This window comes from Dehalococcoidia bacterium, from assembly GCA_021295915.1.
Lineage (GTDB): Bacteria > Chloroflexota > Dehalococcoidia > Lucifugimonadales > UBA1123 > VXRN01.
Genome location: JAGWBK010000018.1, coordinates 24329 through 44489 on the forward strand (window position 1 = coordinate 24329; position 20161 = coordinate 44489).

Annotated in this window: 23 protein-coding genes; 17 read left to right on the forward strand and 6 right to left on the reverse strand. The window is 57.3% G+C overall.

The genetic code is table 11. The features are described 5' to 3' along the window. The first annotated feature begins 35 nt into the window (after window positions 1-35). From rnpA to J4G14_07160, 8 genes are all read left to right on the forward strand, one after another. Window positions 36-383, forward strand: a complete 348-nt coding sequence (gene rnpA / locus J4G14_07125) for a ribonuclease P protein component (protein MCE2457571.1) — start codon at window positions 36-38, stop codon at window positions 381-383. Beyond that, window positions 380-592 carry a membrane protein insertion efficiency factor YidD gene (gene yidD, locus J4G14_07130; GenBank protein ID MCE2457572.1) on the forward strand — a complete coding sequence of 71 codons (213 nt, stop codon included), beginning with the start codon at window positions 380-382 and terminating at the stop codon, window positions 590-592. The genes rnpA and yidD overlap by 4 nt, the downstream gene beginning before the upstream one ends. Next, window positions 576-1817 carry a PQQ-binding-like beta-propeller repeat protein gene (locus J4G14_07135; GenBank protein ID MCE2457573.1) on the forward strand — a complete coding sequence of 414 codons (1242 nt, stop codon included), beginning with the start codon at window positions 576-578 and terminating at the stop codon, window positions 1815-1817. Before yidD ends, J4G14_07135 begins: the two co-directional genes overlap by 17 nt. 13 nt (window positions 1818-1830) lie before the next feature. Next, a complete protein-coding gene (locus J4G14_07140) occupies window positions 1831-2763 on the forward strand; it encodes a membrane protein insertase YidC (GenBank protein ID MCE2457574.1) in 933 nt (310 codons plus the stop codon). Continuing rightward, entirely contained in the window at window positions 2660-3295 is a 636-nt protein-coding gene (locus J4G14_07145; GenBank protein ID MCE2457575.1) for a protein jag, read from the forward strand. The genes J4G14_07140 and J4G14_07145 overlap by 104 nt, the downstream gene beginning before the upstream one ends. A 19-nt stretch (window positions 3296-3314) precedes the next feature. After that, window positions 3315-4076: an enoyl-CoA hydratase/isomerase family protein gene (locus tag J4G14_07150; protein MCE2457576.1), complete on the forward strand. Its 762-nt coding sequence runs from the start codon at window positions 3315-3317 to the stop codon at window positions 4074-4076. 33 nt (window positions 4077-4109) lie between these two features. Next, on the forward strand, window positions 4110-4799 hold the full coding sequence (locus J4G14_07155; GenBank protein MCE2457577.1) for an enoyl-CoA hydratase/isomerase family protein: 690 nt from the start codon (window positions 4110-4112) through the stop codon (window positions 4797-4799). A gap of 128 nt (window positions 4800-4927) precedes the next feature. After that, a complete protein-coding gene (locus tag J4G14_07160; GenBank protein ID MCE2457578.1) occupies window positions 4928-6490 on the forward strand; it encodes a long-chain-fatty-acid--CoA ligase in 1563 nt (520 codons plus the stop codon). Here J4G14_07160 and serS read toward each other — a convergent pair. Further along, window positions 6477-7748, reverse strand: coding sequence for a serine--tRNA ligase (serS, locus tag J4G14_07165; GenBank protein ID MCE2457579.1), 1272 nt, complete (start codon window positions 7746-7748; stop codon window positions 6477-6479). The two genes, J4G14_07160 and serS, sit on opposite strands and share 14 nt — an antisense overlap. Window positions 7749-7760: 12 nt before the next feature. Then, window positions 7761-8882 (reverse strand): PLP-dependent transferase, encoded by a 1122-nt coding sequence (locus J4G14_07170; protein MCE2457580.1) that lies wholly within the window; start codon window positions 8880-8882, stop codon window positions 7761-7763. 148 nt (window positions 8883-9030) lie between these two features. Between J4G14_07170 and J4G14_07175 the strand changes: the two genes are divergently transcribed. From J4G14_07175 to fabL, 6 genes are read left to right on the forward strand one after another with little or no spacing between them, the layout of a single operon-like run. Continuing rightward, window positions 9031-9396, forward strand: a complete 366-nt coding sequence (locus J4G14_07175) for a hypothetical protein (protein MCE2457581.1) — start codon at window positions 9031-9033, stop codon at window positions 9394-9396. 40 nt (window positions 9397-9436) lie between these two features. Then, the gene (locus J4G14_07180; protein ID MCE2457582.1) at window positions 9437-9901 is read left to right on the forward strand and encodes a MaoC family dehydratase N-terminal domain-containing protein; all 465 of its coding nucleotides are present in this window, start codon (window positions 9437-9439) and stop codon (window positions 9899-9901) included. Window positions 9902-9903: 2 nt separating this feature from the next. Then, complete coding sequence (locus tag J4G14_07185; protein ID MCE2457583.1) at window positions 9904-10305, forward strand: MaoC family dehydratase; 402 nt, start codon at window positions 9904-9906, stop codon at window positions 10303-10305. 30 nt (window positions 10306-10335) lie between these two features. Continuing rightward, window positions 10336-11355 (forward strand): phosphate acyltransferase PlsX, encoded by a 1020-nt coding sequence (plsX, locus tag J4G14_07190; GenBank protein ID MCE2457584.1) that lies wholly within the window; start codon window positions 10336-10338, stop codon window positions 11353-11355. 38 nt (window positions 11356-11393) lie between these two features. Beyond that, on the forward strand, window positions 11394-12131 hold the full coding sequence (gene fabG / locus J4G14_07195; GenBank protein MCE2457585.1) for a 3-oxoacyl-[acyl-carrier-protein] reductase: 738 nt from the start codon (window positions 11394-11396) through the stop codon (window positions 12129-12131). A gap of 10 nt (window positions 12132-12141) precedes the next feature. Continuing rightward, entirely contained in the window at window positions 12142-12900 is a 759-nt protein-coding gene (gene fabL / locus J4G14_07200) for an enoyl-[acyl-carrier-protein] reductase FabL (protein MCE2457586.1), read from the forward strand. Here fabL and J4G14_07205 read toward each other — a convergent pair. Then, on the reverse strand, window positions 12897-13856 hold the full coding sequence (locus J4G14_07205) for an aminomethyltransferase family protein (protein MCE2457587.1): 960 nt from the start codon (window positions 13854-13856) through the stop codon (window positions 12897-12899). The two genes, fabL and J4G14_07205, sit on opposite strands and share 4 nt — an antisense overlap. A 74-nt stretch (window positions 13857-13930) precedes the next feature. Beyond that, window positions 13931-14275 (reverse strand): iron-sulfur cluster assembly accessory protein, encoded by a 345-nt coding sequence (locus J4G14_07210; protein ID MCE2457588.1) that lies wholly within the window; start codon window positions 14273-14275, stop codon window positions 13931-13933. Between the two features lie 556 nt (window positions 14276-14831). Here J4G14_07210 and J4G14_07215 point away from each other — a divergent pair. The 3 genes from J4G14_07215 to J4G14_07225 all read left to right on the forward strand — a co-directional run bounded on the left by J4G14_07215 (window position 14832) and on the right by J4G14_07225 (window position 19028). Further along, on the forward strand, window positions 14832-15836 hold the full coding sequence (locus tag J4G14_07215; protein ID MCE2457589.1) for an ABC transporter ATP-binding protein: 1005 nt from the start codon (window positions 14832-14834) through the stop codon (window positions 15834-15836). Window positions 15837-15865: 29 nt separating this feature from the next. Further along, window positions 15866-16849: an ATP-binding cassette domain-containing protein gene (locus J4G14_07220; GenBank protein MCE2457590.1), complete on the forward strand. Its 984-nt coding sequence runs from the start codon at window positions 15866-15868 to the stop codon at window positions 16847-16849. 151 nt (window positions 16850-17000) lie between these two features. Continuing rightward, a complete protein-coding gene (locus J4G14_07225) occupies window positions 17001-19028 on the forward strand; it encodes a hypothetical protein (GenBank protein MCE2457591.1) in 2028 nt (675 codons plus the stop codon). Between the two features lie 53 nt (window positions 19029-19081). On the opposite strand, the gene J4G14_07230 is transcribed toward J4G14_07225, so the two are convergent. Then, complete coding sequence (locus tag J4G14_07230; GenBank protein ID MCE2457592.1) at window positions 19082-19627, reverse strand: hypothetical protein; 546 nt, start codon at window positions 19625-19627, stop codon at window positions 19082-19084. A 177-nt stretch (window positions 19628-19804) separates the two neighbouring features. Continuing rightward, window positions 19805-20161 (reverse strand): ABC transporter permease (locus J4G14_07235; GenBank protein ID MCE2457593.1); only part of this gene is annotated, 357 nt, incomplete at its 5' end.

The following is a 20161-nucleotide window of genomic DNA, read 5'->3' on the forward strand; positions in this document are numbered from 1 at the left end:
TGTACGTCAGCACTCAGTCGTTTTCTTCAGGGTGGGTGACTCTGAAGCGGGCCAACAGGCTGAGGAAGACTTCAGACTTCGCGGCTGTGAGGAGGGGAGGCAGAAGTTGGGCGGATTCCATGCTCGTTCTGAACGCCCTTCCAAATGACGCACAAGCATCTCGTTTTGGGTTTGCTGTGAGCAAGCGGCTTGGAAATGCGGTTGAGCGCAACCGGATACGCCGTCGCCTGAAGGCGGCGCTTGCCTCGGCAGATGTGAAGTGCGGATGGGATGTGGTGGTGGTTGCCAGACAGCGCGCACGGTACGCCGGCTACCACTCACTGGAAGGCTCGATCAATCGGCTGCTGCAGCGGGCAGAGCTGATTAGGCGGCCGTGCAGATGATAAAGAATTCTGCTCTTCGGGCAATACGAATCTACCAGTCCGCGGTATCCCCCTACCTGCCGTCGGTCTGCAGGCATTTCCCCACCTGTTCGGAGTATGCTCACGAAGCAATAAGCAGGTACGGCCTTCCCAGGGGCTCTTGGCTGGTAGCTAAGAGACTGGGACGGTGCCGCCCCTTAGGGACCAGTGGATATGATCCAGTGCCTTGAATCTGGCCGGGACTCAGGTCCTGATGGCGCTCAGAACGGCATGATTATCATGACTTCACACCACAACTTCAAAAGAGAATCTGTCCTGACCAGATCACTGGTCGGAGGCTTGATCTTCGTGTCGATGTGCATCCTGCTAGTAGGGTGCTCCAGGATTGGCACGCCACAGGGTTGGTCATCTGGCAGCGTATCCGGGGACAGCCTGTTTATAGGCACCATGGAAGGTGAGTTGCTCTCGTTGGACAAGAATACTGGCGATGTCTTCTGGAGACGCCAGATTCCCACTGATGAGGACACCGACCGTGCTATTTACGGAAGACCCGCTGTCACGGATAGTGCAGTCTTCGTAGGCGGCTATGAAGGAAGCCTATACGCCTACGATAGGCAGGGAGACCTTCTGTGGCAGGAGCCACTTCCCGGCAAAATAGTCGGTGGGCCTACGGTTGACGCGAATCGAATCCTGATTGGCACAGGCAACGTATCATCTGCAGATGGGTCAGGGGGAGCTCTCCACGCTATAGACATAGAGTCCAACGACCCGGTGTGGACTTATCATACCGATGGCCCAGTGTGGTCGACGCCCGCCGTCGCAAATGGAGTTGTGCTGGTAGGAACGCTTGATCACAGTGTGTACGCAGTCAATAGCGAAGATGGCTCAGAGAAGTGGCGATTCAAATCTGGTGGGGCGGTGACTTCTGGCATAGTAGTGGCAGAAGGACGAGCTGTATTCGGGAGCTTCGACGGCACGCTGTACGCGTTGGACGTTGAATCGGGCAACCTGGTATGGCGATTCGATGGTGCATCAAATTGGTATTGGTCAGCCCCACTGATAGTCGATGGCGTAGTTTACGCCCCTTCTCTTGACGGTAATCTATATGCTCTCGATATTGATACAGGCGACCTGTCGTGGGTGTTCGACACCGAGGGAGGTCAGCTCGTTGGTAGTCCTGCCGTGATCAACGAGTTGCTGGCAGTTCCTGTCGCTGACGGAGGAGATTCCCGAATAGAGCTCTTGGAGCCGAACGGGAGTAGGGTCTCGGATTGCGCCACTAAGAGCGACGTTCGTACTTCGATAGAGGTAGATGGCGACCTGATATACTTTGGTGCTAATGACAGCACTATCAGAGCATTACGAGTTAAGGCAAGTGGTAACCCCGATGAAGAATGGGTCATCGTTACCAACGAAGATGACCCCCATCCTTCCGGCCGGTCCCCGGACTGCTAGTTAGGGGCAACGTTTGGACTTTTCCTTTTTCCTAGACACATGGAACCTCGTGATCATCCAGCCGATGATCAACGGGCTGGTCCTGCTCTACTACTACCTGCTCGCTGACTTCGGTATTGCGATAATTGCCTTCACTCTGCTGGTCAGGCTCGTGATGATCCCGCTTACGGTGAAGCAGAGCCGCCAGATCAAGGCCATGAGCGCGCTTCAGCCCATGATGAAGGAGATCCAGGAGAAGCATAAGGGCGATAGGCAGCGAGCTTCTCAGGAGACCATGAAGCTCTACCGGGAACAGGGTGTTAACCCTCTTGGCTGCCTGGGTCCGATGTTCATTCAGTTTCCCATCTGGATTGGTCTTTACCAGTCGATCATTCAGACTGTTCCCTCCAACCCTGAGAGTCTCGTAGGCCTGTCGCGCCATCTCTACGACTGGCTGCCACAGGTCAATGGCGTCATACCCATCGACAGCAACTTCCTGTGGATGGACCTGGCTCGGCCGGATCCGACCCCGTTTGTGATGCCTATTCTCGTCGGAGTATCGATGTGGGTCATGCAGAAGATGACCACCATGCCCACCGCCGACGAACGACAGGCGTCCACAAATAGAATGATGCTGTGGATGATGCCTGCAATGTTCGGGTTCTTCACCCTGAACTTCCCCAGTGGGCTGGCGCTCTATTGGGTAGTCTCGAACGTCGTTGGCCTTGTCATTCAGGGCTTTGTGACCGGTTGGGACCCCATCATTAACCTGTTCAAGTTCGGGCGCGGGAAGTCCGACGAGGCTGCTGCCGTTGCGGCGCAGTCGGCACCCGCCCTAGTTTCACCTGTTGAGGAGACAACCGATGCGGGAGATCGAGATATCAGCCAGAACGGTAGAAGAAGCAATCGAAATCGCTCTAAAGGAACTAGACGCAGATCGCGTCGACGTAGAGGTGGACGTCGTTAATCGCGGGAAGTCGGGAATTCTTGGAATAGGTTCCGAGCCCGCTGTAGTTAGAGTATCCGCCATTGAATCAGCCCCTGATAGCGTGACGGTCGCCTCAAGCGTGATTCAGACCCTCATTGACCATCTGGACGCGGACGTTGTTCTAACCCTCAAGCAAGTCCATAACGATGACCTGGATGGACCGATCTTCGAGATCGAAGGCGATGATGCGGGCCTCCTAATCGGACGCAAGGGCGAGACTCTTAAGACCCTCCAGTTCCTGGTCAGATACGTTGTCAGCCATAAGCTCGACGAACGGGTCAACTTGATGATCGACGTCGAAGGCTACCAGCAACGGCGCCATCAGTCCTTGGAGAACATGGCCCACCGCGTGGCTCGACGCGTATCGGATACCGGGCGCTCCATCACCCTGGAGCCCATGCCTGCCAATGAACGCCGGATTGTGCACATTGCCCTGTCTGACCATCCCGGGGTGACCACAGAAAGCACTGGATTCGGCGATTCGCGTCAGGTCACAGTCGAGCCCAGTTGAACCTGAATCGGGGTCATCAATGACGGCCTCCTTAGACATCGCCGGACGAGTTGCCTCGATTTCACTCAATAGGCCAGATACCGGCAACCTGATTGACTTCGGGCTCGCATATACGCTTGCCGATCTGGCCAGCGAAGTCAGACAGGATGACGATGTCTGGGTCGTCGTGGTCAAGGCAGAAGGCCCGGACTTCTGCCAGGGCACTGACCCTGAAGCTCTTTCCGCAGTGGCCTTGGATGACACTCGGCTCGCCGATCTGAGAGTCGCACAGTCGATTGCCGCTATAGAGAAGCCAGTTGTGTGCTCCTTACAGGGAAGCGTCAACGATCAGGGTTTTGAAATAGCCCTTGCATGTGATCTGCGAATTGCAGACTCAGACGCGACCTTTTCGATGCGCCAGGTCCAATCAGGGGGAATGCCCTGGGATGGCGGCACCCAGCGCCTGCCTCGCATCGTAGGTCGGTCCAGGGCTGTTGAGCTTCTGATGACAGGCAGGACACTAGAGGCGAACGAGGCAAGAGCGATTGGCCTGCTGAACGAAATCGTCGAGCCTGGTGATGCAACCCGTCGGGCACTTGAACTGGCGGAGACTATGGCATCGCACGGACCGACAGCGCTTCGATACGTCAAGGAAGCAGTGCTGGCCGGCTCCGACGGCTCTCTCACCTCAGGACTGAGACTCGAAGCCGATCTCAGCTTCCTTCTCCAGTCCACGAGCGACAGGCACGAGGGCATCTCATCGTTCCTGGAGCGTCGAGCCCCGGAATTCAGTGGTGAGTAGCAAAGTCCTGCCATGACTGCCGAGCCCACAGTTTTGCTCTCCAAATCGGGTTCCGTGGCGACCGTTACGCTGAATCGCCCCAATGTCATCAATGCATTCAACGTACAGATGCGAGATGATCTCTACGCGGCGCTTGAGGCCGTACGGGATGATTCCGAAGTGAAGGCCGTACTCATCACCGGAGCAGGCGACCGGGGCTTTTGTGCAGGGGCCGATCTGACGGAGTTTGGTACTGCACCCTCACAGACAATCGCACGCCAGGTGCGATGGGAGCGGGACCTTTGGGGCCTGTTCCTGTCGATTTCCAAGCCGCTCGTGGCTGCGCTCCACGGCTATATCATAGGCTCAGGAGTCGAAATCGCCTGTCTGTGCGACATACGCATTGCGGCTGACAACGCGGTCTTCAGGATGCCCGAATCGGCAAGCCAGACGTTGCCTCGCACCATTGGCGTAACTGCTTCAATGGAGATACTTCTCACAAACGACGTCATCTCAGCCTCGAGAGCCCTGGAAATCGGGCTCGTCCACAAGTTGGTGTCTCGCGACTCGCTGGATGCCTCGGCCGCTGATGCAGCGGACGACTTGGCGAGCTTACCCAGTGACTCGATCGCAGCCGTCAAGCGAGCGGTACTTGAGGGCATGGATTTCGACTTGGAACGCGGTCTCGACTTGGAGTTGAGACTTGCGAGAATACTCATGAGGCGGCAACCCGTCGGTAAGTAGAATTAGCTACGCAATGGTGGTAATCTTTAGTGCGGCTTTTTAGGAGCCGCATTACTATGTAGGCTGGTAGACAGCTCATAACGCGGGCAGTCGACGACCGGATTCGTGACAAGGGGAATTGGACCACAATGAATGTATCGGAGTTTCTGGGAATCTCTGCTGCGATCGTTCCCGATCGTACCGCCCTGGTATTCGAGGGAAAACGCACATCCTTTGAAGAATTGCAGTCCAGGGTTACGCGGCTGGCAAGTGCCCTACAGTCCCTGGGGGTTGGCGAAGGTGACCGGATAGGAATTGTGCAGGTCAACACCGACGCGGTCGTGGAGACATGCTTCGCCGCCGCCAGGACGGACGGTGTGTTCGTACCGCTCAACTTCCGCGCGCGAGGCGACGAAGTATCGTTCATGATCAGGGACTCAGGCCCGAAGGTTCTCCTTGTAGGCTCGAGGTACCTCGATCTTGTTGACTCTATTGCCGACGAACTCGACTCCGTAGAGCATTACATTTCGCTCGATGAACCCAGAGACGGTTGGCTTTCGTATGAAGATTTGCTTGCAAACGCGGTTGAAGAAGAATTGTGGCCGACTACCGCCGAGGATGACCTCGCCGTACTCCTGTTCACCTCAGGCACAACGAGCTACCCCAAGGGCGTAATGCTGACCCACAACAGCTTCGCTTCTTACATCCTCAGTCACGTGACTCCCGCCGATCCGGAAGTTGATGAACGCAACATTCTCACAGTGCCCCTGTACCACATCGCGGGGATGCAGGCGATGATCAGCGCTGTGTACGGTGGCAGGACGCTGATAATCCAGAGGCAGTTCGAAGCCAGCCAGTGGATGGACCTGGTTCAGACAGAGCGTGTCGATCGCGCCATGATGGTGCCGACAATGCTCAAGATGCTGATAGACCACGAAGAGTTCGAACAGCGCGACCTCAGTAGCCTGAGCGTAATCACGTACGGCGCGGCCCCGATGCCAGTCGAGGTCATCAAGCAGGCAATAAGCGTGCTCCCGGGTGTTCAGTTCATCAACGCCTTCGGACAGACCGAGACTGCTGCGACGATCACAATGCTCCCGCCGGACGACCATGTGCTAGACGGCTCCGAGGAAGAAGTTGAGCGCAAGCTCAGACGGCTCAGCTCAATCGGAAAGCCCTTGGAAGACGTCGAGGTGCGCATCGTCAACGAGCATGCCGATGACGTCGCTATTGGTGAAACGGGCGAAATTGTCGCTCGAGGCCAGCGGCTGATGAAGGGTTACTGGCACCAGGACTCGAGTACCGAAGAGACAATCAGGGATGGTTGGCTCTACACCGGTGACCTTGGTTATTGGGACGAGGACGGTTACATCTTCCTGGCCGGCAGGGCCAGGGACTTCATCAAGCGCGGCGGAGAAATGATCTCCCCTGAAGAAGTTGAGCAGGTACTCCACTCACACCCGGACATCGAAGAAGCGGCGATTATCGGCGTGGAAGACATCAGCTGGGGCGAACGTGTGAGAGCCGTTGTCGTAGCCAAGGGCGGTCGCGACGTCGACGAGCATGAAGTAATCGAGTATTGTCGGGAGAGGCTCGCTAGCTACAAGAGGCCCGAGTCGGTTGTAGTAGTTGGTGAGTTGCCACGGAACCCGATGGGCAAGGTCCTGAAGAGGATACTCAGGGAAGAGCACAACGCCCCTATAGAGGCGTAGCGATCCTGTCGAATCCCGTGTGCGGCCTCAGTGCGTCCGGGATGACAACCGATCCGTCTTCCTGCTGGTAGTTCTCCAGTATCGAGATCATCACCCTCGGGAGCGCCAGGCCCGAACCGTTAAGCGTGTGGACCAGACGTGGTCTGGCACCCGTCTCCGGCCTGTATCTAACCCTACCCCTGCGCGCCTGGTAGTCAGTGCAGTTCGAGCATGAGCTAACTTCAAGCCAGCGGTCTGCTCCCGGTGCCCACATCTCGACGTCAAACGCCTTCACCGCCGGAGACGCAAGGTCTCCCGTTGATAGCTCGAGTATGCGATAAGGGATCTCCAGCGCCTTCGCCACATCCTCTGCGGCTGCTACGAGTGACTCTAGTTCAGCGCTTGAATTCTCAGGTGCGACGAACTTGTACATCTCCACCTTGTCGAACTGGTGGACTCGTGTCATGCCGCGCGTGTCCCGACCCGCAGACGTCCTTTCCCGCCTCCAGCAGGGCGTGTGAGCGACGTAGTACAGCGGCAGGTCGTCCGCAGGCAGGATTTCGCCTCGGTGAAGGCTGGTGATTGCCGCCTCGGCCGTGGGTAACAGCCAAAGGTCGTCCTCTTCATCGCGGTACATCTCCTCCCGAAATCCCGGAAGGTGACCGCTGGCGAGCGCTGTGGCGCTGTTCATCATGTACGGGAGGTAGACTTCGGTATAGCCGTGTTGGTCGACATGCAAGTCGAGCATGAAGGAGATTACTGCTCGCTGGAGCTTTGCACCGAGGCCCTTAAGCACAAAGAATCTCGACCCTGCTAGACGCGCCCCACGCTCGAAGTCGGCTATCCCAAGGTTTTCCACGATGTCCCAGTGAGCCTGCGGTTCGAATTCGAACGATGGCAATTCGCCGACGCGCCTGACCTCGATATTCGCCGAATCGTCTTGCCCAACGGGGGAACTGTCGTCAGGTATGTTCGGCACTGCCATCAATAGGGTATCCAGCTCTTCATCGATGGTGCGCTGGTTACCTTCAAGCTCACTGATACGCCGTCCGACCTCACGCATCTCTTCGATCAGTTCAGGCGGTCGCTCTTTCGATCGACCGATTTGCTGGCTGACCTCGTTGCGCCTCGCGCGCAATTCGTCGATCTGGACGATCGACGACCTGCGGTCCGTGTCCAGTTCGAGGATCCTGTCGATGGCGCCGGCATCGTAGTCGCGCTTGCGCATCGCCTCGCGCACAGAGTCAGAGTCTCTTCGGATTAGTTCAATCGAGATCATGACTACTGGCGACTACCCGAGGATCTCGCGCAGGCGGTCGGTTATTACTTCTTCAGCCCCTTCGCTCAGTGTGAGGAGCCTGATGCCAAAACGGTCGCCGGAGTCGAACTCCCTCACCCATATGCTGGGGTTGCCGTCTCGAAGCTCCTCAACGACGTCAGCCCCGGACATTCCTACCACGTCAGGATCTACTATGACGGTCAGACCCTCAGCCGGGCCGTCGTCAGCCAGATCGACCAGCGCGATTCCGTCGATTCCAGACAGTCCAGACCTCAATGTGTCGATCCTGGCTTCATAGGCACCGAATCGGTCTTCGTGGTTCATGGTCAACCATGCTCGCAGCGCGCCGTACACGGCCACCACCTCCTGGCGGTCAACCTTCATAGGACGCCCAAACGACCTGATTGGTGACGCCTCAAAGCCCACAAAGCTGTGGGACCGCGCAACGTCGACAAGGTCTTCCCTTCCTGTCAGCAGGCCGCTTGAATTCACGGAACCGAAGTACTTTGCCCCGTACGCGACCAGGTCTGCGCCCATCTTTACATACCGGCTCAGAAGATCGGTTGGATAGACCTGTCCTGCGGCGTCGACTATCACAGGTACATCGTTTGCGTGTGCAACGTCGATGACTGTCTCCAGCGGGAGAGCGCCGGGGTTTCTGTCACCGGGGGCAAGGTAATGGACCGCGGCAGTCTGTGAGCCGATTGCTGATTCAAGGTCTTCGACCGTAGTCCGGTCGTCGTTTCCAATCTCGACCAGTCTGCCGCCCGGAATCGACATGCACCGGTCATATTTGACCCTGAGCTGGCGCTGGATGATGATCTCATTGGACATGCTCGACGTGTCTGGTATCAGTTCGATCTTGTCCACGTCGTCGCCCGTCATGCATGCCGCTGCAGCGTACGCCAGTGCAGCAGAGCATCCCGACGTTACAAGTGCAGCCTCGACATCCAGCATGTCGGCGATCCGTGCGCCAACCGCGTCCATCAGTTCGCTCATGTTGACGTAGTAGTCCTCTGCGGCATCCATCATTGCCCTAATCTCGGGGGACGGAGTACCTCCTCCAAGTAGGGTTCGATTGCCCTGCGCGTTGATAACTGGCCTTACGCCAAGTTCTTCGAAGATCGTTGTCATGCTGACGTCTTCCTCCACTTCTAGCCCCTGTCGATTCCTGCGGGTATTCTATGGCTCTGGTTTGAGTAGGCGCAAGCGAGTCTGCTAGTACCGCCTCATCTGGTCTATAATCCCGCTGAACGTTCAAGATGCTTGTAGGAGTTATCGAGTGGCTACACGGGACGTGCTTGTAACGGAATTTGGCGACGGGCTGATTGAGCAGCCTAGAGCGCACCTCAGAATGGACCTCGCCCAGGATGAGCAGGGCCTTGTTCTTACCTGCCAGGACCAGGTAGTCCTTCGCTGCTACCTGACACCCAATGGGATGCTCGCTGGCGGTTTTGTGGCCCAGGCCCTCGGCGTAAAGTTGCCACCATTGGGAGAGTCAGTGCTGGCCCGCGTATCCACCGGCGTACTATACCGGGTGTTGGGCGTATGCCAGCTCGACTACTCTGAGGAAGCCTCTTATGTTGTCCTTGAGCGCCTGCTGGAAGAGGCACAGATGCAGCGTGGGGCAACAAATCTGTCTGAGTGAATTTGCCGCGTTGATTTGACCCCTTGGTGTCTCTATAATCGTGGCGAATTTCGAACCTACGGAAGTCGCAGGAAACATGGTTACTGACTACGGAGATCTGCAGCCAGGTCAGGAGATCTCAAGGCACTCATACCAGGTGGATGAGGGATTGGTCGCCGACTATGTGGCCGCAGTGCAGGATGAGAATCCCCCATTACGTGACAGTGACGGTGTTCAGCTTGTTCCGGCTATGGCTGTGGCTGCGTTGAGCATTCGCGGCGTGGTCCAGCACCTCCGGATTCCCGGAGGGACGCTTCACGCGGGCCAGGAGTTCGAGTTCATGTCCGCAGTCGCGGTTGGCAGTTCCCTGGATTGCGCGGCCACACTGGTCCAGAATTCCGTACGAGGCGACTGGCGATTCCTGGTAATCGACTGCCACGTAACCGACGATAACGCTGCTGATGTCATGTCTGGGAAGAGTACGATAGTGATTCCAGCCGGACTCGGGCCGCGAGAGACCGAATAACCATGCAAAAGGGTGACAGTCTTCCGCAGGTCGACAGGTTTGTAGACCAGGCTCGAATTGAAGACTACGCCCACGCTTCTGGTGACTTCAATCCGATCCACATCGACCACGAGTTTGCATCTCAGTCCCAGTTTGGAGGCACCATCGCCCATGGGATGATGGTTGCCGCGACCATATCGGAAATTATGACTGGCGCATTCGGCTCGAACTGGGCGAAGACCGGTAAGATGAAGATCAGGTTCCGTTCACCAGTCAAACCGGGCCAGACTGTGACTGCAACCGGCAGTGTGCAAAGAGTTACTCCCGACGGAGAATCAAGTCGCATAGTATGCGCGGTCTCGGTTACGACGGACAATGGAGAAGTCGCGATTTCGGGTCAGGCTGAAGTTACAGTCCCGGCCTAGTGAACTCGCAGTTACAGGAATGGTGATAGTTTGAGTACCGAGATCGCTCCCGTCCGAATTGCCCTTGACGCCATGGGGGGAGACAATGCCCCTTCAGAGGTGGTAAGGGGTGCGGTGCACTTCGCGGCTGCCGGCCAGGGACAGGTAATGCTCGTAGGGGACCCGGAAGCCGTCCAGGATGAGCTTAGTGCCTACGATACATCGCGCCTTCCTATCGGAGTTGTACCAAGCGAAGGGGTGATCGCCGAGGACGAGTCGCCAGCCCTCGCCCTCAGGCAGAGACCTCGAGCATCGGTCCTGGTTGCAACCGGCATGGTCAAGCAGGGTCATGCAGACGCCTGCGTCACCATGGGCTCCACGGGTGCCGCGATGGCCGCGGGCGCCGTGATCCTTGGTCTGGCAAGTGGTGTCGAGAGACCAGCGCTTGGCGGACCGGTCGTCGGCGTTGCGCCGAACACGTGCATACTTGACCTCGGGACCAACGTTGACTGCAGACCGCGCCAGCTCCTGAGCTTTGGAGCGATAGGGGACGTCTTTGCCCGTACCTTCTTTGGATCGGACGATCCCAGGATCGCTCTCCTCAGTGTCGGGGCCGAGGCTGGCAAGGGTAACAGGCAGGTCAGAGAGACAACGGAGCTTTTCGAGAAAAGCGGCCTGAACTTCATTGGCAACATAGAGGCGAACGACCTGCCCAAAGGGGCAGCAGAAGTCGTCGTCTGCGATGGCTTTGTTGGCAACATCGTCATGAAGCTCACCGAAGGGTTGGGCCAGCAGCTGAGCGAACACCTGCGCTCCAGGTTGGAGGGTGTAGTACCCAGCGCCGACCTTGAATCTCTGCTTCAGGAGTTCTACGACATGAACAATGTCGTGGAGAGTCGTGGGGGCGGCCCGCTATTTGGAGTCAACGGCATTAGCGTGGTCGGCCATGGAGCCGCTCGCGCCGGTGCAGTGGAGCGAGCGCTCGGCATGGCAAAAATGGCTGTCGAGACTGACTTCGTGTCCCAAATGAATAATCGACTCGAGATGCTCGACTCTGGACTCGATGAATAAACTTAACTGCAATCGGAGGCAACTTGGCCAAGTCTGACATAGAAGGACGCTTCGCGCTTGTAACCGGAGCGTCGAAAGGCATAGGAAGAGCAGTCGCGCTTCGCCTCGGTGAGCAGGGCGTAAGTGTCGCGGTCAACTACAACAGCTCCCCTGACGAGGCGGACGAGACAGTCGAAGGCCTCCTCAAGTCTGGAGTAGATGCATTTCCAGTTCAGGCAGATGTGAGCGATCTCGACCAGGTGTCTCGCATGATTGACGAGGTCAACGAGCGGTTCGACCAGATCGACATACTTGTCAACAACGCGGGCATAATCAGCGATAGCCTGCTCGTCCGCATGAGCGACGATGCCTGGGACAGGGTAATCGCAACGAACCTGAATGGTATGTTCTACTGCTCTCGCGCAGTCGTCAGGCAGATGATTCGCCGCAGGTGGGGAAGGATAATCAACATCGGCTCGGTCGTGGGCATCAGGGGCAATATTGGACAGACCAATTACTCAGCCTCGAAGGCCGGAATGATCGGCTTTACAAAGGCGCTCGCCAAGGAAGTCGCCACGCGCGGCATCACGGTAAACACGGTCACGCCCGGCTATATCAGCACAGACACCGTGGACGTGCTCCCACAGGCAACCAAGGATCGGATCATGACCTGGATTCCGCAGGGACACTTCGGTGAAGTTGACGACGTCGCCCATCTCGTAGCCTTTATCGCGAGTCAGAAGGCAAAGTACATGACTGGCCAGATCGTTAGCGTCGACGGCGGCATGGCGATCTGAGTATCTCGCTATGAGTCTCGAAGGCAAGGTCGCTCTCGTAACAGGGGCCTCGCGCGGCATAGGTCTGGCGATTGCCCTTGAGTTGGCCGGTCGAGGCGCCGATATAGCGTTCAACTACCTCCGAAATCATAGTGCGGCGTCCGACGCTGCTGAGGCTATCGAGGCCAGTGGCGTTCGGTGTTTGAGAGTCCGGGCGCATCTTGGCGACGAGGAAAAGATCGACGACCTGTTCGATGCCGTCGAGTCTGAGTATGGACGAGTCGATATCCTTGTCAACAACGCTGCAACCGGTGTCCAGAGGGCGGCGGTGGAGTTGGAGGCCCGGCACTGGGACTGGACCCTCAACGTCAACGCCAGGGCTGCCTGGTTGTGCGCCGTCAGGGCTGCCAGGTTGATGCCGGACGGTGGCCACATAGTCAACATCACCAGCGAAGGCTCGAGACGTGTACTGCCGTTCTACTTCTCTGTCGGCGTATCCAAGGCCGCTCTTGAGGCAGTAACGCGTTACCTTGCAGTAGAATTCGCGCCCCTTGGGATCTCGGTTAACGCGGTATCAGGGGGATACGTTGATACCGGCGCGCTGGACCACTTCCCAAACCGGGAGCAGATGCTCGAGTCGGGTCACAATACGCCAGCCGGCAGGATGGTGACATCTCAGGACATCGCCAAAACTGTGGCGTTTCTGTGCTCGCCAGACGCTGAAATGATTCGTGGTCAGGTGATACTGGTCGATGGCGGGTTGACCCTGAAGGCTAACGAAGAAGACTAGTCGTTGTATTCGGGCGGCCTGATGTCGCGGACTGTGGCTCCCGTAACGCCTTCGTTGCTGCTGACCTCTACACGAAGCCCGTCTTCGTAGAAACGCTTGCGCAGGTATGCGAGCGCCAGGCCAGGCGCCGACGTAGTTATCTCGCCAACCTGGTCACCTTCTACGAGTACGGCTGCGCCCGTGTCTACCGTCGCTTCGTCGTCCACAATAAGCTGGCAGAGAAATCGCTGGACGCGGTCATACGTGTTCAGACGTGCCACGACTTCCTGACCGATATAGCAGCCCTTGTTAAAGCTGATGTGGGGCTTCAGTAGGGACTCCAGCGGATTTCTGTCCTCGTTCATCTCCTGCGGGTATGCCGGGACGCCCTGTTCGACGCGAAGCTGAGCAAGTTCGGGCCGACCCAGGTACTCTGCACCAAAAGACAGTGTCCCTTCGCTCGCTAGCGTAATCAACTCGTATGCGGGGAACTCTCCGAGCATGGTGCGGACGATGGTCGAGCTTTCACCTGTCGTAGCGTTGCTGAGCGATTCGTTAAGACCGTCCGTGTCGAAACCAGCCTCCGCAACTGCGTCCATAGCACCTTCACCGGCGACGAGCCACTGTGAAGTGGTGGCCGTGACGTCTTCGACTTCTATGTCCTCTACGAATGTGTAGAACTCTATCCACTCGGCGACTCGTGCCGCAGTCCCCGGGCTTGTGATCATTAGCAGATCGTCTTCACGCTGGAGAATACGAAGCAGATCGATAATTCGACCTTTGTTCGTGGTCAGTACGGTGCTAATCCCTCCACCTGGCTCCAACAGCTTGAAGTCGTTGGTGGAGAGCCGGTCGAGCAGGTCGATGGCATCCTCTCCGGTCACCTTGAGTCTTCCGAAGTCTGATACGTCGAATGCGACGGCCCTGCTTCGCAGTTTGTTGCTCAGTGCCGACTTGGTCGAAATCTGGGTAGCCACAGCATTTACCCCCGAAAAAGAAGCGCCGCGTCCATGAACGCGGCGCAGTCGTTCTTGTGTCTACGTTGTTCCGTCTAAACGCTGAACGAGGTTCCGCATCCGCATGTGGTCTTCGCGTTCGGGTTGTTGAACACGAACCCTTTGCCGTTTAGACCGCCGGAGTACTCCAGTATGGTACCGGCCAGGAAGATGTAAGACTTGCGGTCTACGTAGAGTTGTAGTCCGTGCTCCTCGATGACCTTGTCGTCCTCGTTGGGAGTATCGACGAGGTCCAGAATGTAGGTCATGCCTGCACAGCCACCGCCTTTGACTCCAACGCGTAGGTGCGAGTCGGGCTTGCCGGACTGCTGGGCGAAGACCCGTACGTGTTCGGCAGCGTCTTTGTCTATATTGATAGTCAGCGGTGCCGGTGCTTCCATTACCATTGCCCATAGCTCCTTAACGAAGTCAAATCCATCTGCCCGTTAGCTTGAATTCTACTATTTGGACATTCGAGCGTCAATGTACAGTGGACCGCCGAGTCTTCCTACCCGCCGCTGTACAGTCGGTTGTTTCTGCCGTCGTCGCAGTCTGAGTTGGTGCAGAACCAGAACACCTTGGGCATGGGAGGTTCTCGCACTCCGTCATGCTCTCGCCTCATATCTTGTCCGCATCTCGGACAGGACGACGAGGCCGCTGTGTTTGTATCGGATGCAGTAGTCACTAACCAACTCCCAATTCAGAAGTACTGCCTCTGCTGACTCGTAACTCCAATCATACCACGTACACGCCTGTTGACTCCCTGCTTTCTCTGCGGCGAGGGTTGCGTTTTGAACCTCTATTGGCTATATTGGGCTCGCTTGCAGAATTTCCATTCTGACTAGCGCGGTTTGTCTTTGGCACGACAATTGGCCACGAATCGCGAGGCCTCGGCCTCCACTATTACTAAGGGATACACGGAAGGAGTAAGTAAGGATGACGACTTCCAACAGCCGCATCGGCGAGGTAGTGCTCGATGTGCAAGATCTTCGGACGTACTTCGTAACTCGCTGGGGCGTAGTCAAAGCGGTTGACGGTCTTAGCTTCCAGCTAAGACGAGGCGAGACCCTTGGCATCGTAGGTGAGTCAGGCTCGGGTAAGTCGGTTACCTCGCTGTCCATCATGCGACTGGTACCTTCTCCTCCAGGCCACATCGTAGGTGGGCGTGTCTTGCTCGAAGGCGAAGACATCCTCACTCTTGACGAGGGTGAGATGGAAAAAGTCCGCGGCAGCCGCATAGGCATGGTGCTGCAGGACCCTATGACAGCTCTGAATCCGGTCTTCGACATCGAGGACCAGGTCGGTGAGGCCCTCAAGATCCACAAGGGTCTGGGAGGCGAAGCGCTCAAAGACACCGTCATTGACATGCTCAGGAAAGTCAGGATTCCGGCGCCTGATGTCCGGATCAAGGACTATCCTCACCAGCTTTCAGGCGGTATGCGCCAGCGTGTAGTTGGAGCAATCGGCATATCATGCGACCCAGTCGTACTGATCGCCGATGAGCCTACAACGTCACTGGATGCAACGATTCAGGCTCAGTACCTCAGGCTGCTCCGTGAACTCCAGGAGTCCACCGGAGTAGGGATTATCTTTATCACTCACGACTTCGGAATCGTCGCAAAGATGTGCGACCGGGTTGCTGTGATGTACGCAGGCAAGATCGTAGAGCAGGGCGATGTCCGGCAGATCTTCAACAACCCGTCTCACCCATACACTGAGGCGCTGATTCAGTCAGTTCCGAGGATGGAGGAGACCGAGGAACGCCTCTACTCCATTCCAGGCCAGCCTCCGGCGCTGTGGGATCTGCCACAGGGGTGCTCATTCGCACCAAGGTGCCGGTACAGCTTCGACAAGTGCCTTGAGGAGTACCCTCCTGACTTCCCGGTCGACGAAGGGCAGCACGCAGCGTGCTGGATGAGAGAAAGTGAAGGCGCTGCTATCAGCGCCGGAGACGGTGACTAGAATAGCTCCTTTGAGAGGTTATTTGACTCATGACTAGCGAAAATGGCTCTAACGGCGCGCTTCTCGAGGTTAGAGGCCTAAAGAAGTACTTTCCTGTAGGATCGGGATTCTTGGGCCGAAACAAGGCCATGCTCAAGGCCGTGGACGGCATCAACTTCCATATCGAACCGGGCAAGACATACGGTCTCGTCGGCGAGTCTGGTTGTGGAAAGTCCACAACTGCGAAGCTGATACTGCAGCTGGAGGAACCTACTGATGGCCAGTTCTTCTTTGAGGGTATGGATGCAACCGACCTGACAAGGGAAAACACCAGGTACTACAAGTCCAGCGTACAGGCTGTGTTCCAGGACCCTTGGGCGTCCCTCAACCCCAGGATGCGAGTTGGCAGCATTGTCGGGGAGCCTCTCGAGGTCAACAGCACGTTGACCAAGAACGAGATCAGGAACCGTGTAGGCGACCTACTCGAAGAGGTAGGGCTGCAGCAGTACCAGGCAAACCTGTTCCCGCACGAGTTCTCCGGTGGTCAGCGACAGCGTATCGGGGTCGCCAGAGCTCTGGCGCTCAACCCCAAGCTGATCATTCTGGATGAGCCCGTTTCGGCGCTGGACGTGTCGATTCGCGCCCAGATCATGAACCTGCTCGAAGACCTGCAGGACGAGCACAATCTGACTTACCTGCTTATCGCTCACCACCTGGCCACTGTGCGATACATGTGTGACACGGTTGGTGTTATGTACCTTGGCCGGATAGTTGAAGAGGCTGAAACAGAGGAGCTCTTCGACAATCCGCTTCACCCGTACACAAGGGCGCTGATGTCCGCAGCGTTGCCGTCGCACCCGGACATCGAGCGAGAAGAGATCATCCTGACCGGCGAGGTTCCTTCACCGGTGGACCCTCCCCCAGGATGTCACTTCCACCCACGCTGCCCGTCGGGGTTTGAACCCTGTGCTGAGACTCCTCCTGTGGAGACGCAGCCTGTTTCCGGTCACAGGGTGGTGTGCCACCTCTACTAGTCAGCGTAAAACTCACGTAAAGCTCAGGGGCGTGCCTCGCGAATTGTGGCACGCCCCTTTCTTTTAGCTGTATTCTTGAGAGTCGCTTGAACGATCACTAGAATCCAGTAGACTAGGTGGACGCGACTAGAGGCAGGAGTTCTACTACGAAATGAAGCTGGGCACTATCGCACTGTTGGCGCTGCTGACGCTACTCGTCTGGGCATGTGGCTCTGAGCCCGCACCCCAGGTCGAACCTGTACCGAAAATTGCTCCACCGACTTCAACTCCAGTTCAGCAAGAGCCCACACCGGCTCCAACAGTCACGCCGATAGCCACTGGCCCAACGCCTACTCCTCTGCCCGTGGGGAGTACGCAGATTCAGGCCGCAGGAGCTGCCCAGTCCCCCGTTGGCGGTCCAACAGATCCGCCGTTCCCGAGGGGGCTTGTCGAGGTCCCTACAATTCACACGTTCAGGGTCGGCAGTTCTCCGACAGGCATAATGTCCGACGGCGAGTCGGTGTGGATAGCCAATCAGGCCGACGACACGATCCAACGCCTAGAGCCAGACGGAAGTGAAGGACTGATCGTGCCGCTTCCCGACTTCTACCCGCGTGCTCTTGCCTATGATGGCGACACCATGTGGCTTGCGACGTTCTTCGGAATTCGAGTGCTCAGCCCTGAGTACCAGATTGTCGGCAGCTTCCGACCGGGTCGGCGTCCTGCCGCTCTAATGTACGCTGGCGGGTACATCTTCGCATCCAACAACGACGATGGGACCATCACGACCATTGCCCTGCCCGAGAAGATCAGAGAACTGGGCGGCGAGCTCCCAGCGGCAGTACCTCCAGACCAGACCGCGCCAATGCCAATAGGAAACTACAAGGTTGGCAACAACCCCATCGCGATGGAGTGGGACGGTTCCAGCCTGTGGGTTGCCAACTACTACGATAACACCGTGATGAAGCTCAGACCATCTGATGGCACTGTCCTGGCGACAGTCGAAGTTGAAGACGGTCCCAGGGGCATGGCGTTCGATGGCGAATACATGTGGGTCGTGAACGCTCTTGAGGGAACAGTAAGCAAGATCACTCAAGAAGGCGCCGTCGCTGCAACTTACGATGTCGGCGCGCTTCCTGGCGATGTCGAGTTCGATGGCGAATCGATGTGGGTCTCCAATCGCCAGAGCGAGACGATCAGCAGGATGGGACTGAACGGCGAGAACCTGGGCACGTTCCACTTGGGCCGTCCTCCGGGAAACATGGTCCACGATGGTGAGGCTCTGTGGGTGCTGCACCCGGGCTCCGATGCCGTCTCCAAGCTCACGATGGAGGGTGTTACCGCCGAGCACTTCGATGTCGGCGATGCGCCAGTTGCCATCGTGTATGACGGCGAGTCGATGTGGGTTGCCAATGCGCTAGACGGCACAGTGACGCAGCTCAACCTGGACGGCGAGGTCGTCCACGAAACAAAGGTAGGCAACGAGCCAAACGCTATAGCTTTCGATGGTGAGTCGGTTTGGACCGCCAACATGACCGAGACGACAGCATCCAGGGTGGGGAGTTCCGGCGCTGCCGACATGAACGTCGAAATCGGCATAGCGCCTCGCGCCGCTACCTTTGATGGCGAGCGCGTCTGGGTCGCATCGTACGTTCAGGACACCCTGACCGTCATCGAGAGAGATGGTTCAGTCTATGGAGTCTTCCCCGCTGGTCGAGCGCCCAGTGACCTGGTGCTGGCAGACGGCTACGTCTGGGTAGCCAACGCTCGCAACGACACGGTGACCAAGATCGACATCGAGACTGGGGACACCGTGGAAGTGTTCGAGGCCGGCGATACGCCGATGGCGCTTACTTTCGATGGCGACCATGTCTGGGCGGCCAACTGGCGCGAGGGGACGATCAGCAAGCTATCCCAGGATGCCGGTGAGGTCGCACGATTCAGCGCGGGTCCGCTGCCCTACGACATAGTCAGAGATGCACTCGGGCCGCTGGTGTACGGTCTGGAATTCGACGGCTCCCACGTCTGGACCGCTAACAGCGCCGACGGGACGGTATCGAGGATGAACCTGGATGGCGACGTTGTGGCAACCTATCCTGTTGGCGCCGGTTCCGGTAGGCTAGCCTTTGACGGGACCAGCATCTGGGTGACCAATACCTCTGACGATACGGTCACCAAGCTCACGCTTCCGGGAAACTAAGAGTCCAGACGGTATGAGCCGTCTGGACAACTTCTAGGGCCTTCTGTCTGAGACTATCCCGAAGGGTTGACGGTGAACGTGCCTACTTTTGTGCCGTCGCAAAGAATGTCGAATGCTCCGGTGTTGGCAGCGTTGAAGTCGTAGCTCTTACGCGCGCCGGACTCCAACTCGATGTCGAACGCAGTTTTGCCTGTTCCAAACGCTCCACCTGAGGCGGTCATTTCCAACCCCTCGATGTTGAACTGGAGCTGTTGCTTTTCACCCGTGACTACGAGAGACCCTGTTGTTCCCTGCGCGATCTCAGTCGGAAGCTGAATCGCCAACCTGACGCGGTTGCCCATTTGGACTGCGACCTCACTGGGATCGATTGAGCAGTCCCCACCTTCTTCTCTGGTGACTTCTATTCTGAACTGCTCGAACGCAGTTACGGGGGTCCTGTGGAACTCAAGTGTCTCAGAATCGTCCTGGCGAGCTGGTCGGCGGTCGCCGGACTCAACTCCGCAGGCGAGAGACGCTACAGCGAGCAATGTTACGAGGGCGGCCAGGTAGGAGAGTGAGCGCATTGCCAGCTTCCTGTTCAGCTTTCGGTATCCAATCATCTGTAACCTCGTCTACGAGATTTCTGGTCTGTTGGTTGCGCTCTATTCTACGTGATTTGAACAGAATAGGGGCAGACCTTGTCGGGCCTGCCCCAGTGCTTCGTTGCCATAATGGGTGAAGGAAGGCTGACACCCTCACCCTAGCCCTCTCCCTCAAGGGAGAGGGGAAGTTTCAGTCTAGTCGAGCTGCCTCAGCCTGGGATCGAGCCTGTCTCTCAGCCAGTCACCGAAGAAGTTAAGGGACATGACCAGGAGGAAGATGCACACGCCTGGGAAGAACGAGATCCACCACGCATCGTTGATGTAGAGGCGTCCGTCGTTCACCATCGCACCCCAGGCCGGAGTCGGGGGTGGGATGCCCGCGCCCAGGAAGCTGAGTATGGACTCGGTCAGGATCACCTGTCCGACTCTCAGAGTTGCCAAGACGATGATCGTGTTTACCACGCCAGGCAGTATGTGCCAGATGATCATCCTGAAAGTTGAGGCGCCGGCCACCCTGGCAAGCGACACGTAGTCCCTCTCCTTGATTGACAG

Coding starts and splice junctions, on each gene's coding strand:
- yidD (MCE2457572.1), top strand. CDS start 380: ATGATAAAGAATTCTGCTCTTCGGGCAATACGAATCTACCAGTCCGCG.
- J4G14_07135 (MCE2457573.1), top strand. CDS start 576: ATGATCCAGTGCCTTGAATCTGGCCGGGACTCAGGTCCTGATGGCGCT.
- J4G14_07145 (MCE2457575.1), top strand. CDS start 2,660: ATGCGGGAGATCGAGATATCAGCCAGAACGGTAGAAGAAGCAATCGAA.
- J4G14_07150 (MCE2457576.1), top strand. CDS start 3,315: ATGACGGCCTCCTTAGACATCGCCGGACGAGTTGCCTCGATTTCACTC.
- J4G14_07160 (MCE2457578.1), top strand. CDS start 4,928: ATGAATGTATCGGAGTTTCTGGGAATCTCTGCTGCGATCGTTCCCGAT.
- serS (MCE2457579.1), bottom strand. CDS start 7,748: ATGATCTCGATTGAACTAATCCGAAGAGACTCTGACTCTGTGCGCGAG.
- J4G14_07170 (MCE2457580.1), bottom strand. CDS start 8,882: ATGACAACGATCTTCGAAGAACTTGGCGTAAGGCCAGTTATCAACGCG.
- J4G14_07185 (MCE2457583.1), top strand. CDS start 9,904: ATGCAAAAGGGTGACAGTCTTCCGCAGGTCGACAGGTTTGTAGACCAG.
- fabL (MCE2457586.1), top strand. CDS start 12,142: ATGAGTCTCGAAGGCAAGGTCGCTCTCGTAACAGGGGCCTCGCGCGGC.
- J4G14_07210 (MCE2457588.1), bottom strand. CDS start 14,275: ATGGAAGCACCGGCACCGCTGACTATCAATATAGACAAAGACGCTGCC.
- J4G14_07220 (MCE2457590.1), top strand. CDS start 15,866: ATGACTAGCGAAAATGGCTCTAACGGCGCGCTTCTCGAGGTTAGAGGC.
- J4G14_07225 (MCE2457591.1), top strand. CDS start 17,001: ATGAAGCTGGGCACTATCGCACTGTTGGCGCTGCTGACGCTACTCGTC.
- J4G14_07230 (MCE2457592.1), bottom strand. CDS start 19,627: ATGATTGGATACCGAAAGCTGAACAGGAAGCTGGCAATGCGCTCACTC.